11 protein-coding genes are annotated in these 14,729 nt (G+C 69.1%); 8 read left to right on the top strand and 3 right to left on the bottom strand.

Going from position 1 to position 14,729, the window contains the following annotated elements:
• Positions 1-120 precede the first annotated feature (120 nt).
• Positions 121-861: an IclR family transcriptional regulator gene (locus ACFXKA_RS36295; RefSeq protein WP_379430804.1), complete on the bottom strand. Its 741-nt coding sequence runs from the start codon at positions 859-861 to the stop codon at positions 121-123.
• A gap of 436 nt (positions 862-1,297) precedes the next feature.
• On the opposite strand from ACFXKA_RS36295, the gene ACFXKA_RS36290 reads away from it, so the two are divergent.
• The gene (locus tag ACFXKA_RS36290) at positions 1,298-1,633 is read left to right on the top strand and encodes a transglycosylase family protein (protein WP_364611591.1); all 336 of its coding nucleotides are present in this window, start codon (positions 1,298-1,300) and stop codon (positions 1,631-1,633) included.
• 77 nt (positions 1,634-1,710) lie between these two features.
• On the opposite strand, the gene ACFXKA_RS36285 is transcribed toward ACFXKA_RS36290, so the two are convergent.
• The gene (locus tag ACFXKA_RS36285; RefSeq protein ID WP_379430803.1) at positions 1,711-2,127 is read right to left on the bottom strand and encodes a hypothetical protein; all 417 of its coding nucleotides are present in this window, start codon (positions 2,125-2,127) and stop codon (positions 1,711-1,713) included.
• 90 nt (positions 2,128-2,217) lie between these two features.
• Here ACFXKA_RS36285 and ACFXKA_RS36280 point away from each other — a divergent pair, with 90 nt between their 5' ends.
• The 4 genes from ACFXKA_RS36280 (at position 2,218) to ACFXKA_RS36265 (ending at position 8,666) form a co-directional block, all read left to right on the top strand.
• Positions 2,218-3,558 (top strand): lipase family protein, encoded by a 1,341-nt coding sequence (locus ACFXKA_RS36280; RefSeq protein WP_379430802.1) that lies wholly within the window; start codon positions 2,218-2,220, stop codon positions 3,556-3,558.
• A gap of 221 nt (positions 3,559-3,779) precedes the next feature.
• On the top strand, positions 3,780-5,072 hold the full coding sequence (locus ACFXKA_RS36275) for an ABC transporter substrate-binding protein (RefSeq protein WP_379430801.1): 1,293 nt from the start codon (positions 3,780-3,782) through the stop codon (positions 5,070-5,072).
• 7 nt (positions 5,073-5,079) lie between these two features.
• Positions 5,080-6,930: a hypothetical protein gene (locus ACFXKA_RS36270; RefSeq protein WP_379430800.1), complete on the top strand. Its 1,851-nt coding sequence runs from the start codon at positions 5,080-5,082 to the stop codon at positions 6,928-6,930.
• Positions 6,927-8,666, top strand: coding sequence for a hypothetical protein (locus ACFXKA_RS36265; protein ID WP_379430799.1), 1,740 nt, complete (start codon positions 6,927-6,929; stop codon positions 8,664-8,666). The genes ACFXKA_RS36270 and ACFXKA_RS36265 overlap by 4 nt, the downstream gene beginning before the upstream one ends.
• On the opposite strand, the gene ACFXKA_RS36260 is transcribed toward ACFXKA_RS36265, so the two are convergent.
• A complete protein-coding gene (locus tag ACFXKA_RS36260; protein ID WP_379430798.1) occupies positions 8,645-9,358 on the bottom strand; it encodes a TVP38/TMEM64 family protein in 714 nt (237 codons plus the stop codon). The two genes, ACFXKA_RS36265 and ACFXKA_RS36260, sit on opposite strands and share 22 nt — an antisense overlap.
• A 168-nt stretch (positions 9,359-9,526) precedes the next feature.
• Between ACFXKA_RS36260 and ACFXKA_RS36255 the strand changes: the two genes are divergently transcribed.
• From ACFXKA_RS36255 to meaB, 3 genes are all read left to right on the top strand, one after another.
• Positions 9,527-11,344, top strand: coding sequence for a methylmalonyl-CoA mutase family protein (locus ACFXKA_RS36255; RefSeq protein WP_379430796.1), 1,818 nt, complete (start codon positions 9,527-9,529; stop codon positions 11,342-11,344).
• 2 nt (positions 11,345-11,346) lie between these two features.
• Positions 11,347-13,605: a methylmalonyl-CoA mutase gene (scpA, locus tag ACFXKA_RS36250; RefSeq protein WP_379430794.1), complete on the top strand. Its 2,259-nt coding sequence runs from the start codon at positions 11,347-11,349 to the stop codon at positions 13,603-13,605.
• Positions 13,606-13,730: 125 nt separating this feature from the next.
• On the top strand, positions 13,731-14,729 hold the full coding sequence (meaB, locus tag ACFXKA_RS36245) for a methylmalonyl Co-A mutase-associated GTPase MeaB (protein WP_379402684.1): 999 nt from the start codon (positions 13,731-13,733) through the stop codon (positions 14,727-14,729).

Below are 14,729 nucleotides of genomic sequence, written 5' to 3'. Positions count from 1 at the left end.
GCGACAACAGAGCGTCATGGGGATTCCTTTGCCGGACAGGGGAACTGGCGATGATTCGGCGGTGGTCACATGCTGCGATGGGCGCCGCGGTGCGGCAACCGGCTTTTCACCATGTGGAAATCAGCGTGAGCGAAATTCGGCGGCGGCGGGCACCGCGCCGTCGGTGGTCTGAAACAGCGGCGCGATCCGGCCCGCGGCGATCCGCATGGCGGGCACGACGGCCCGGATCAGCTCGCTGTCCAGGCGGGCCGAGCGGGCCTGCACCGCCAGCGCCCCGTGCACCTGCCGGCCGGGCCCGACGATGGGCACCGCGAGGGCGCGGATGGGATCGTCGGTCTCGATCAGCTCGGAGGCGAAGCCGGTGCGGCGGACCCGGTCCAGATCGACGTCGGCGGCGGCGCGGGCGGGGGAGTAGGCCAGCAGGGCGTGGCCCGTCGCGCTGGCATGCAGGGATTGCCGGGACCGTGGCACCTGGTGGTGGCAGAAGTGGATCGGCGGGCGGGCCTGGAAGACGGTGAGCGCGTCGCTGTCGTCCATCACGCTCACGCTGACCGTGATCCGGATGCCCGCGGCGAGCGCGTACAGATGGGGCGCGGCGGACTCCAGACCCAGCCGGGCGAGGGCGGGCCGGGCCAGGGTCGCCAGCCCGTGCCCGACGCGGTAGCGATCACCGGCCGGGCCCTGCTCGAGCAGGCCGCCACGCACCAGCGCCTGGGCGAGACGATGTGCGGTGCTGACGGGCAGCCGGGCCCGTTGGGCGAGTTCGCTCAGCGACAGCTCCGGATCGTCGCCGTGGAAGCAATTCAGCACCTGGATCGCGCGGTCGACAGCGCGTGCTCCGGAACGGGGTTCATCGGCCATGGAGGCACTATGGTCACGGCTCTGAACTGGGGCAATGGTTGTGCGCACCACGATCCGAGCCGGTCGGAGGGCGATTTTGGGCCAGGATCGTTTTGTTTCGGGTTTGTATTACGCGATCGGGATCACTATTTTCTAGTGACCTCCGTCACAAAATTGTTTACGAATTCCAGAAATGTCATTCGGCGAAATTCCGATGCGAACTGCGAGAACGGATTGAGTATCCCGGATACCCATCTGTCAACTGGCCGTGATCGTTACGTGATCTAACGTGATTGATCCGTTACCGTCGTTCGTGGCTCGGATTCAACCGGGCCCCGCTCGAATCGACGAACACCGGCAACTCCGTCCCGCGATTCGAGAGCAACCGAGAAACCCCTGGGGACGGGGACCCGTAGCCGAGAGCGCGGGCCGGCGGGCGCAGGCGAGGAAATACCCTATGCATCGCAACCGGAAGCTCACCACCCGCACATTCGCCGCAGCGGCGGCCATCGGTGCGCTCGTGTCCATCCCGTTCGCGCTGTCCACCGCGACCGCCTCGGCCGCCGGGCACAACTGGGACGCTGTCGCGCAGTGCGAGAGCAGCGGCAACTGGGGCGCCAACACCGGCAACGGGTTCTACGGCGGTCTGCAGTTCACCCAGAGTACCTGGAACGCCTACGGTGGTGGCGGCAGTGCTGCCAACGCCAGCCGCGAGGAGCAGATCCGCGTCGCGGAGAACGTGCTCGCCGGTCAGGGTCCGGGCGCCTGGCCCGTGTGTGGCGCCTACCTGTAATTCAGGTTTCGCGTCAGTTCGAAACGTCCGATGGCCCGTTCCGCAAATCGCGGCACGGGCCATCGTCGTATTCATGATCAAACGTGGGCGGCCTGGATCGCCGTCGCCAATTCGATTTCGAGGGCCTGGAATTCGGGCGTCGCGGTGACGGTGATGTCCCGGACGCCCGCCTCGTCATCGCCCGGTAATACGACCTCCCGGTCGACGATGATCCGTCCCGGGCGGGCATTCATGACCGGGATCCGGGTGGACAGGTATACCGCCTCCTCCACCGAATGGGTCACGAACGCAATGGTTTTGCCCGATTCGCGCCTCGGTCGCAGCGGTTCCACCTGCATCCGCTCCCGGGTCAGCTGATCCGGCCCCCCGAACGGTTCGTGCCTGAGGATGATGTGCGGATCGTTGACCGGCACCCGCGCGATCTGCGGCGCGGCGATGATCGGGTCCGCCGACAGTCTGATTCCGACGGTGAATGTGGGTCGGACCGGAGTCAACCCTCTTCCCAATGGCGTTCGCCGGTGGCTAGAGTAACCGCGTTACTCAAGTAACGGTGTTACTCGCCAGCCCCGCAGAGAAAGCAGAAAATGTCTGGACAACGCCGTCCGAATCCTCGGAAGCGACAGACGTCCCGGAAGGTCGATCACGCCCTCGCCATCGCGGCGGCGCTGTGTGTGACCGCCGCCGGTGCCGCCGCCGTTCCGGCGTCGGCCTCCGCCGATCCGGTCAACGACTTCTATGTTCCCCCTGCGCAATTCGATCCGACGCGCGGAGCGATCATCAAGACCACCGATATCTCGGCCTACCTGGCGCTGCCGGCGGACAACGGGGTCTGGCCGTTGCCGGCCGAACAGGTCATGTACACGACACGGATGCAGGACGGCACGCCCGTCGCGGCGACCGGTGTCTTCCTCGATTCCACCCGGCCCTGGCACGGGTCCGGGCCGCGGCCCACCATCGTCATCGCGCCCGGCACCACCGGTCAGGGCGATCAATGCGCGGTGTCGCTGGCCTTCTCGACCGGGATGTACGCGAGCATCACGCCGCCGACCTTCTCCGCGAACCAGGAGGCGATCTCGGCGCTGACGTGGAATTCGCTGGGCGCCCGCGTCTTCGTGGCGGATTACATCGGCATGGGAACACCGGGGACCCATACCTATGTCAACCGCGTCGAGGAGGCCCATGCCGTCCTCGACGCCGCGCGCGCGGCCAACAACGTGGCCGGTTCGGGCGATGACACACCGCTGGCGCTGTGGGGGTACTCCCAGGGTGGCGGCGCCACGGCCGCGGCGGTCGAGATGCAACCCGACTACGCTCCCGAACTGAACCTGAAGGGGACGTGGGCGGGCGCGCCGGTCGCGGATCTGACCGAGGTGCTGAAGCGGGCCGACGGCAGTCTGATCAGCGGCGTGATCGGGTTCGCGCTCAACGGTTTCGTCGCGCGCTACCCCGATCTGCGGCCGATTCTGGACGAACGCACCACGCCGGAGGGCAAGGCGCTGCTGAGCGACCTGGGCAACGAGTGCATCGGTGACGTGATCCTGAAGCATCCGTTCCTGCGCAGCACCGAGTTCACCGTCGATCATCGGCCGATGATCGATCACCTCCAGGAGGTCCCCGAGGCCGAGGACATCCTGCGGCAGCAGCACATCGGAAACCTCACTCCGGCAAGCCCGGTCCTGATCACCAGCGGTCGCAACGACGACACCGTCCCCTACGGTCAGGCCCGGCAACTCGCCACCGAATGGTGCGGCAGGGGCGCCGGCGTCAGCTTCCGGACCGACGAGCTGCCGCCGATCCTGCCCGGGGCCACCCTCCCGAACCATTTCGGCCCCGAGTTGATCGACGGCTTCGGCACCGACAATGTGATCGGCTATCTGGTCGATCGCCTCAACGACGTGCCGATCTCGGGCTGCGCCCTCGACTGACTTGCGCCTCGAAAATCCTGCGCTGCTGTCGATTTCGTCCTGACGACAGTGGCGTAGGGGCACGCGGGGGGTGCGGCCGCCTCGCGAATAGCGATCGTGCCGGACCATCCACAGGAGTAACGTGTTCCGCACCGAGGCCGGAACCGGGGCGAAGTCGCATCGGTTGGGGGGACGGAATGGCGACCCGCAGAACCATTTTGCGTGCAGGCGCGATGCTTCCGATGGCTGCGGCGTGTACCCCCTTCGTGTCCGGCCCGAATTCCGACACGGTGAAACTTGCGGTGCCCTGGGGCGGCGCGGAGTTACGGGCATTCGAGCACGTGCTCGCCGATCTGCGTGATTCCCACCAGTTTTCGCACAGCACTCAGGTATTCACCCTGGGTGACGATGTGGGGACGGTCTTCTCGGCCGGCCGGTACACGCCGGACATCGTGGTGTTGCCGCAACTCGGGCAGATAACGCGGTTGGCGCAGGACGGACGGCTGCGCGCGCTCGACGAATCACTGTGGGGCGATGACCGGAAAGCGCCGCGTTATGCCCACGGCTGGTGGGAACTGGTGCATGTCGAGACGGTGTCCGGCAATCGGCTCTACGGACTGCCGTTCAAGGCCTCCTGCAAATCGCTGGTGTGGTTCGACCTGGCGAAGTTTCGACGGCTCGGCCTGCCGCCGCCGGGCAGCTGGGCCCCGTGGCAGTGGCCCGTCCTGCTGGATCGCCTGGCGCGCAGTGGAACCCACCCGTTGGCGCTGGGCGCGGCCGACGGCTGGATGCTCGCCGACTTCTTCGCGAATGTGCTGCTCGCCCAGTCACCCGACGCCTACGAGAGCGTGGCGACCCCGAACGACTGGCGTCCTGGGCAGCGGCGTGCCGAAATCACCCGGGCACTCGAGACCCTCGCCGGAATCTGGGGATTTCCGAATGCCTTTCCCGGCAGTATCGGCCGAGCGCTCACTCAGCAGTTCCCCGATGCCGTGCGCGAGGTGTTCGCCGAGGGCGACGCGGCCATGGTGGTGGCGCCCGATTTCGCCGAGCCGATAGTCAGGAGTTGTTTCCGCGGCGATGACGTGGCGATGAAACAGGCCGTCGGGGTGTCGCTGTTTCCGAGCATCCTCCCTGGATTCCGCGACGGCCCGGTGATCGGCGGCGGCGACATCATGGTCCTGACCCGATCGGCCAAGGACGCGGCGGCCGAACTGATCCGCCTGCTGTCGCTGCCCGATGCCCCGGACAGCTGGATCGGAAAGGAAGGCGGATTCATCGCACCCGACCTGCGCACCCGCCCGGCCTATTCGGCCATGCTCGAACCCCTCGGTCCGCGCGTCCGCTCCTGGACGGAATTCGACCTGGCCGACCGCATCGGTTCGCGGGGCGGCGACAATCCGCTGTGGGGGATCATCACGCAATTCCTGATGGATCTCGATGGCACTCCGGCGGATTCGTCGCAGCGCGCCGCCGCGGCCGTCCGCACCGCCGTGGACGCCGTCTACGAGCTGGAACGCACTCGGCAGGGGTGAGATACGCGTGTATTCGGTGCATTCCAACGGCCTCGAACTGACACTCGCCACCCGCAGGCTGTCGGGGCCGCTGGTGCCGGGCCGGCATCCGCACCTCGAGGTCGTGGTCAACTACCTGGTCCGGGCACCGGCCGTCGTGCTGATGGGGCTGCTGCTGGTGGCTCCGGCGCTGTACACCGTCGGGCTCGGCGCACGCACACATCCGGGGCTCGCCCTCGGCTGCGGGCTGCAACTGCTCGGTGGCGGCGCGCTGCTCATCGTGGACCGGCGGCGCTTGCGCACCGGAATGGCCGCCCTGCCAAACCTGTTCGCGTTCACCGCGTGGGCGTTCGCGGCCGCGCTCGGGCTCGGTTGCCTGGCGGCCGGATCCCTGGTGGTGTGGGGGGAGCTGCCCCGCGCGAGCCGCAGCGCGTACCTGCACACCGCGGGCTGGGTGGCGCTGGCCATCGTCCTCGTCGGTGTGGCCCTGGTGCTGGCCTGGCCCAGCCGACGCCTGCCGTGGCTGTGGTGGCCGTTCATCGTGCCGTTCGGCGTCTCGGCCTTCACCTCGGGGATCGCCTTCCGGCTGATTCTCGAAACCACTACGCGCGGGCGATATTTCAGCGGTGTCGCAGCGGAACGCTATGCGTTCGAAGCGGTTCTGGTGGCGGCCTTCGTCTGGACCTGGCTGGGGCTGCTGGTCGGCCTGTTCCGTGCCGCCATCCTCGCGATCGAGGACGATCCGGTGCGCGCCCCGGAATTGGCCGGCGGTCCGCCTTGGCTCATGCCGATCCGGTTGTGGACGCAGGTGCGGCCCGTCGCCTCCGTGGCCTTCCTGGTGGTGGCGGTCGCCGCGGCCCGGGTATTCGACGCCGTACTCGGTGCGGTGCCACGGTCGCTGCAACACGATGTCGGCACCGCGACCGTGGAATGGTGGCGTCTCACCAGCGCGTGCGAGGCGAATTCGTGCGGCGAAGCGGCCGCGTACGCCCTGCCCTTGACGGCCGCCCTCGTGCTGGCCGCGCTGTTCGCGCAGGATCGGATCAATGTGCGCCGCCCGAGCGGTCCGCGTCCGCTGCGCCCGCGCCCCGCCGCGTGGCATGAGCGCCTGCCCCTGTGGCGGGCCATCCCGCGCTGGCTCCTGGTGGGAGTCGCCGTGCTGGTGGTGCTGTCGCCGATCGCAGAGCTGGTCTACGTCGCGCTGCACGGGACCGCCGGGCCGAAAGCTGTTGACATACATGCTGTCACGACCGATCCGGCCCTGCGTGACGCACTGCGCACCACCCTGACCGTGGCGGTCCCCGCGACCGTGATGGTCGTGGCCTTCGCACTGCCGGTCGCCCACTGGCTGGCCGCCGCGCGCGTCCGAACCGCGGTGCCCTGCCTGGTGATTCTGACCGTGCTGCCCGCCCAGATGTATCTGGGCGCACTGCAGCGGGTGATCGGGTCCTCCGGCTGGTTCGGCACCCTGGTCCCCTTGATCTTCACCCATGCCGCCGCCGGACTGCCGATCTCGATTCTCGTCCTGCGCGGAGCCCTCCTCGCACCGGCCTACACCCCGGCCGCCGACGCCCTGTACGGACTGGCTTCGCTGCGCACCATCGTCGCCCGGCTGGGTGCCGTGGTGCCGGCCGTCGTCGCGGTGGCGGTGCTGGAGTTCATCCAGGTGTGGAACGACTTCTTCATCGGACTGCTGGTCAACGGCACCGGAGGCAGCCCGTGGTCGCTGCTGCTGTGGGGCTACACCCGCCAATTCGACGAGAGCTCCGCCCAACTCGCGACCGGGGCGCTGGTCTCGGCGGTCGTGCCGCTGGTGCTGCTGCTGGTGTGCTGGCGACGCTGGCTGGTACCGGGCCTGGCCGGGGGAGCGCGGATATGAGCGAAACGGAATCCGCGCCCGGCGGACCCGAGTCCACCGAGCTGGCCCGCGAGAGCCGCAGCCTCATGGCCACGCCGAAATCCGTGGTGTGGCAGTGGCTGTTGGGCGCCCCGGCACTGGTGGGCATCGGTATCGCGACCTTGATCGCCAATGTGATGACCGACGCGTTCAAGGCGAACCCCGCCGTGCGGTGGACCGAGTCCGCCGTCGGGTGGGTCGTTCTCGTCTACTTCCTGACCGAATCCGCTCGGCGCGGTTATCGATTGGTGCAGGATCGGGCCGGGCTCACGGGTCCGCGACCCGTGGAGTTGCCCGATCCCGGAGCGCCCTGGGGTCCGGAGCCCCAGCCGGAGACGAACCCGGAGTTGACGGGCAATTGGGCCGCGGCGGTGCTCCGCGAGCTGCCCATTCGAACCTATGAGACCGGGGTGCTCCTCGAGGTGCTCGGGGCGAGCGCCGCCGCCCGGCTCCCCGCCGCCACGGCGGAGACCGAAACCCCCTCCGCACCGCGACTATTGGCGAGCCTGACCACAGCGGGCGCGGTGGAGCCGATGCCGCCGGGGCGCTACCGGCTGGCCGAGGTGCCGCCCGCCGGCGAGGATCCCGCCATCACCGAGACGCCCGAGTGGCGGGCCGCGCTCGCGGTGCTGCTCCGCAGACACGCCGAGGAAGCCACGCTGTGGGCGCGGGCGCTCGATCTTCCGGCACACGCCGCGGTCGCGCGCCGCTGGTTCGAGAACGAGGAGCCCCGGCTCTGTCTCCTCCTGCGCAACTGTGCGCGACGGGCCGAACCGCAAGCGGGACAGGCGAACAACACCCTGCTGAACCGAATACGCGCGGTGGTGCCGGATCTGGCCGTGATCGCCGACGCCCTGGACAGCTGGTTCGCGCGCAGCGGCCGCGCGGAGGACAGCCCGGGCACGGGCGGCGGCCCCCACGAGCCGGGCCCGGCCGCAGCGATGGTGACGATCACGTCCGCGACCCGATACGGTCCGTTGCATGCCCTGGCCGACATCCGCGCGACGGTGCCGGAGCGGCGACCGGCGCGCTACAGCCCGTGGACGGTGTCCCGCAGCCTGCGCGCTCGGGCCCTGCACCGACAGGCGCTGGGGGCCATGGACACCACGGACGCGAATCTGAGCAAGGCGGTCAATCTCCTGGAACAGGCGTGGTGGCTGCTACCGCGCGAAGATGTCGCCGGTGAGGTGTGCGCCCTGGTGAACATGGCGATCGCGCACCTCGTGCAGGGGCGGCACACCGCCGCACGTGACCGTCTGGAATTAGCCGAATCGATGGCCGCGGGCGGGCGCGACCCCAGCGGGCTGGCCCACGTGCACGAGATCGCGGGTGTTCTCGACTGGTCGGTGGGCGAACCGCGGCACGCGCTGGTGCGATGGCAGACCGCCCTGAGCGAATGGCGGGCTCTCGCCGACGATCTCGGCACCGGCCGGTGCCTGCAACATCTGGGGTCGGCCGCCGCGCTCGAGCCGGCGCTCGCCGCATTCCTCCTCGACTCCGACGGCGCGGCAACACCGGCCGAGGTGGTCCGTCAGGCCAGCGGCTGGCTGGTCCGGGCACACGATCTCGACCGCACGCTGAATTACGCCGAGGCACACCAGGATGACCTGCTCGCGCAACTGAACGAGCTGATCGAACCCGCACCGCCCCTGGATTCGCTCCCTGGCTTCGACCAGTGGCCGCTGCCGCCGTCCGATCAGGCGACCGGCTCCGGCTGAGCCTCGGGTTCCGCAATGGCCATTCTCGCGTCCACGACCAACCCGATCACGCCGACCGCCAAACAGGCTGCCGTGACGATCAATTGGGCGGGGGAGGTGCGATTGGTGAGGGCGTCGCCCAGCAGCACCGTGCCCACGGTGCCCGGGATGATCCCGATGAAGGTGGCGATCAGGTACGGGGTGAACCGGATCGAAGACAATGCGGCGCAATAGTTCACGATCGAGAACGGCGCGAAGGCGATCAGTCGCAGCGATCCGATCGCCAGCCAGCCCCGCCGCGCCAACCGGGTGTCGACCGCCTGCACGGTCGGATGGGTGAGCCGCGCGCGTACCCGCTCGTGATCGACGGCGCGCACCAGCCACAGTGCCAGCACCGCACTGAGTGTCGTGGCGGCGAGGGCCAGCGTGAGTCCCTCCACCGAGCCGAACAGCATGCCCGCGCTGAGGGTGAAGATGGTGCGCGGGAAGGGCGCGACACACACCAGCGTGTGCACCGCGAAGAACACCAGCGGCACTAGCGGCCCGACCGAGTCGGCCCAGTGCCGGATCTGCTGGGGTGCCGGGTGCGGTGCGAAGGCGGCCAGCGCGAAAAGTACCCCGCAGCCGATCAGCAAGGCCAGATTTCGCGGTTGACGGAGACGGCTGAGCAGCCCGGATACCCGCTCGAGCGGCACACGCACGGTTGTTGGCACCGCGCCAGGTTACCCGCTGGTAGTGAGACTCCGGAGACCGTTATCTCGAGGCTGCCGCTAGCATCAGGGGAAAGACGATGAATGCTCGTTAACCAAAGTGGCCGTTGAGCTGGGTGAATGCCGGTGCAACGGCCATCCGGTCAGGGAGTGGAAGAAGGAACAGCAGCTATGCCGATTGCTTCCGACTCGGACACCGATCCGGTGCCCGAGTATGCCGCCTGGCGCAAGGGTGTCGCCGGGGTGCTGGCGAAGGCCCGCAGGGTGGATGCGAGCGACTTGCCGGATGAGCCGGAGAAGCTGCTCGCGGTCACGACCTATGACGGCCTGACCGTCAACCCGCTCTACACGCGCCGCGACGAACTGCCCGAGCAGCCGCTTCCCGGGCAGTTCCCCTACGTGCGCGGTGGCGACGCCACCCGTGACGTGCACCGTGGCTGGTTCGTCAGCCAGCGTTTCGGCGGCGCCGACGCCAAGGCCGTCAACTCGGACATCCTCTTCGCGCTCGACAACGGCGTGAGCGCGGTGTGGCTGGGCGTCGCCGAGCGCGGCGTGCCGGTCGACGGGCTGGCCACCGCACTGCAGGGCTTCCTCTTCGAGCTGGCGCCGCTCACCCTCGATGCCGGGCCGGCCGCCAATGAGGCTGCGGCCGCGCTGTTCTCGGTGCTCGACGGCTATGAGGCCCCGAACCGCAAGGACATTCGGGTCTCGCTGGGCGCCACCCCGCTGACGAGCCTGTTCGCCGGCTCCTCGGCCATCGACCTGGACGGTGCGGTCGCGCTGGCCCAGCAGGCGGTGGCCCGCACCGAGACGGTTCGCGCGATCACCGTGTGCGGCGTGGCCTTCCACAATTCCGGCGCCTCCGACGCCCAGGAGCTGGGTGCGGCGGTGGCCGCGGGCCTGGAGTACCTGCGCTCGCTCACCGACGCCGGGGCCGATATCGCGGACGCGCTGGAGCAGCTCGAGTTCCGCTTCGCGGCCACCGACGACCAGTTCGAGACCATCGCCAAATTCCGTGCCGCCCGGCGACTCTGGGCGCGCGTCGCGCATGTGTGCGGGGCTCCGGCCTTCGGTAACGCGCCGCAGCAGGCGATCACGTCCGCGGCCATGATGAGCCAGCGCGACCCGTGGGTGAACATGCTGCGCACCACCCTCGCCGCGTTCGGCGCGGGCGTCGGTGGCGCGGATATCGTCACCGTGCTGCCCTTCGACGACGCGCTGCCCGCCGGGGAGCTCGAGGTGTCCAAGGCGTTCTCGGAGCGCATGGCTCGCAACACCCAGCTGCTGCTGCTCGAGGAATCGCGCCTCGGCCATGTGCAGGACCCGGGCGCGGGCTCCTGGTACGTGGAGTCGCTGACCGATGAGCTCGCCGCCAAGGCGTGGGAGTTCATGCAGGAGATCGAGGCCGCCGGCGGCTACCTGGCCGCGCTGCAGGCGGGCCTGCTCGCCGAGCGCATCGCCGAGACCAAGGCGAAGCGTGATTCCGATGTGGCGCACCGCAAGACGGCCGTCACCGGCGTCAACGAGTTCCCGAACCTGGGTGAGAAGCCGCTGTCGGAGGCCGCCCGCGCCAAGAACGGCACGGCCCGCTACGGCGCCGCCTTCGAAGCGCTGCGCAACCGCTCCGACGCCTACCTGGCCGCCCACGGCGCCCGCCCGCAGGTGCGGCTGGTTCCGCTGGGTCCGGTGTCGGAGAACAATGTTCGTGTCACCTTCACCACCAACCTGCTGGCCTCCGGCGGCATCGAGGCGGTCACCGAGACCGGCCCGTCGATCGCCGTGCTGTGTGGCTCCGACACCCGTTACGGCACCGACGCCGCCGCGGCCGTGGAGGAATTGCGGGCGGCCGGGGTGACCACCGTGCTGCTGGCCGGACCCGAGAAGGCGGTCGCCGATCTGACCGGTGCGCAGCGCCCCGACGGTTTCGTGACCGCGCGCATGGACGCGGTGGCGGCTCTGTCCGGCCTGCTGGAGAAGCTGGGAGCGTAGAGATGAGCGATATCAAGCACCGGATCGGCAACTTCGCCGAAGTACCGCTGACCGAGGGCGACACCGCCCCTGCCGAGGTCAGCAGCGAGCAGGTCGACGCCTTCGTCGAGGAGGCCGCGACCGCCAATCACTATGCGCCCGAACAGCTCACCTGGACGACCCCCGAAGGCATCGACGTGCCGCCGGTGTTCACCAAGGCCGACCGGGACGCCATCGTGGCCGAGGGCTACCCGCTCGACAGCGTGCCGGGTGTGGCGCCGTTCGTGCGCGGCCCGTACCCGACCATGTACGTGAACCAGCCGTGGACGATCCGCCAGTACGCGGGCTTCTCCACCGCCGCCGACTCGAACGCCTTCTACCGCCGCAACCTGCAGGCGGGCCAGAAGGGCCTGTCGGTCGCCTTCGACCTGGCGACCCACCGTGGCTACGACTCCGACCACCCGCGCGTCACCGGTGACGTCGGTATGGCGGGTGTCGCCATCGACTCGATCCTGGACATGCGGGAACTGTTCGATCACATTCCGCTGGACCAGGTTTCGGTGTCGATGACCATGAACGGCGCGGTGCTGCCGATCCTGGCGCTCTACGTCGTCGCCGCCGAGGAGCAGGGCGTCAAGCCCGAGCAGCTGGCCGGAACCATTCAGAACGACATTCTGAAGGAGTTCATGGTCCGCAACACCTACATCTACCCGCCCAAGCCCTCGATGCGGATCATCTCCGACATCTTCGCCTACACCTCCGCGAAGATGCCGAAGTTCAACTCGATCTCCATCTCCGGCTACCACATCCAGGAGGCCGGAGCCACGGCCGACCTGGAGCTGGCCTACACCCTCGCCGACGGCGTGGAGTACATCAAGGCCGGTCTGGACGCGGGCATGGAGGTCGACAAGTTCGCGCCGCGACTGTCGTTCTTCTGGGCCATCGGCATGAACTTCTTCATGGAGGTCGCGAAACTCCGTGCGGGACGGCTCCTCTGGAGCGAGCTGGTCGCCAAGTTCGAGCCCAAGAACTCCAAGTCGCTCGCGCTGCGCACCCACTCGCAGACCTCGGGCTGGTCGCTGACCGCGCAGGACGTGTTCAACAACGTCGCGCGCACCTGCGTCGAGGCCATGGCCGCCACCCAGGGCCACACCCAGTCGCTGCACACCAACGCGCTGGACGAGGCCCTCGCGCTGCCGACGGACTTCTCCGCCCGCATCGCCCGCAACACCCAGCTGCTCATCCAGCAGGAGTCCAACACCACCCGTCCGGCCGACCCGTGGGGCGGCTCGTACTACGTGGAGTGGCTGACCCACCAGCTGGCCGAGCGCGCCCGCGCCCACATCGCCGAGATCGAGGCGCACGGCGGAATGGCACAGGCGATTTCGGAGGGCATCCCGAAGCTGCGCATCGAAGAGGCCGCGGCCCGCACCCAGGCGCGCATCGACACCGGCCAGCAGCCGGTGATCGGCGTCAACAAGTACCTGGTCGAGGAAGACACCCCGATCGAGGTGCTCAAGGTCGAGAACTCGCGCGTGCGCGCCGAGCAGAACGCCAAGCTGGAAAAGCTGCGGGCGGAACGCGATTCGGCCGAGGTCGGGAAGGCGCTGGCCGAATTGACCCGTGCGGCAGCCTCGTCCGAGGGCGGCATGGACAACAACCTGCTCGCCCTGGCCATCAACGCCGCGCGCGCCAAGGCCACCGTGGGCGAGATCTCCGACGCGCTGGAGCAGGTGTACGGCCGCCACCAGGCCGAGATCCGCACGCTCTCCGGCGTTTACCGTGAGGAGGCCGGCAAGGTGACCAACATCAGCAAGGCCATCGAACTGGTCGAGGCGTTCGCCGAGGCGGAGGGCCGTCGCCCCCGCATCCTGGTCGCCAAGATGGGTCAGGACGGCCACGACCGCGGCCAGAAGGTGATCGCCACGGCCTTCGCCGACCTCGGCATGGACGTCGACGTGGGCCCGCTGTTCCAGACCCCCGAGGAGGTGGCGCAGCAGGCGGCCGACAACGACGTGCACGTCGTCGGTGTCTCGTCGCTGGCCGCAGGCCACCTCACGCTGGTGCCCGCCCTGCGGCAGGCGCTGGCCGATGTCGGACGCCCCGACATCATGGTCACCGTCGGCGGCGTCATCCCGCCCGGTGACTACGACGAGCTGTACGCCGCGGGTGCCGCCGGCATCTTCGGCCCCGGCACCATCATCGCCGACGCCGCGATCGACCTGATCAAGAAGCTGGCCGCACAGTTGGGCCACGAGATCGGCACCGGCGCAACGGAATGAGCGACGCCGCACGCGGGACCGAGGGTGGCGGAATCCACCCCCGGCTCGGCACCACCGCCGGCGTCGGCCTGCCCGGCCCCGCCGGCGCGGAAACGCCCGGCCCCGGCGCCCAGCCCGCCACTCCGGTGGCGCGCCGAGTGATCGACGTCGACCAACTGGCCGCGCAGGTCAGGGCCGGGGAGCGGGCCGGGCTGGCCCGCGCCATCACCCTGGTCGAATCGACCCGCACCGACCACCGGGACCTGGCCCAGCAGCTGCTGCTGCGACTGACCCCCGAAGCGGGCAAGGTGGTGTCCAATCGCGTTGGCATCACCGGCGTTCCGGGCGTCGGCAAGTCGACGTTCATCGACGCGCTGGGCATGTACCTCATCGGCCAGGGCCACCGCGTGGCGGTACTGGCCGTGGACCCGTCCTCGACGCGGACCGGCGGCTCGATCCTCGGCGACAAGACCCGCATGGCGCGACTGTCGGTGGAACGGGACGCCTTCATCCGTCCGTCCCCCACGGCCGGAACCCTCGGCGGCGTGGCGAAAGCGACCCGCGAGACCATCGTGCTGCTGGAGGCGGCGGGCTACGACGTCATCCTGGTGGAGACCGTCGGTGTCGGCCAGTCCGAGGTCACCGTCGCCAATATGGTCGACGTCTTCTGCTTCCTCACCCTGGCCCGCACCGGCGACCAGCTGCAAGGAATCAAGAAGGGCGTCCTCGAACTCGCCGACCTGGTGGCCGTGAACAAGGCCGACGGCCGCCACGAGCTGGAGGCCAAGGCCGCTGCCCGGGAGCTTCAAGGCGCCATGCGGCTCATCCACCCGCGCGAATCCCTGTGGCGTCCACCGGTTCTCACCATGTCCGGCCTGAACGGCATCGGACTCGATTCGTTCTGGGACACGGTCCTCACCCACCGCCGCGTCCTCACCGAAGCAGGCGAGTTCGCCGAGAAGCGCCGCCGCCAGCAGGTCGACTGGACCTGGACCATGGTCCACGACAACCTGCTCCGCCGCCTCACCGAGAACCCGAACGTCAAGGCCCTGCGCACCCAGGTGGAAAAACAGGTCCGCGACGGCTCGCTCACCCCCGCTCTCGCCGCCGAAGAAATCCTCCGGGCCTTCGACGAACGGTCTTGA

It is taken from the genome of Nocardia sp. NPDC059228 (assembly GCF_042754245.1).
GTDB lineage: Bacteria > Actinomycetota > Actinomycetes > Mycobacteriales > Mycobacteriaceae > Nocardia.
This window is presented reverse-complemented; position numbering and strand designations above follow the sequence as displayed.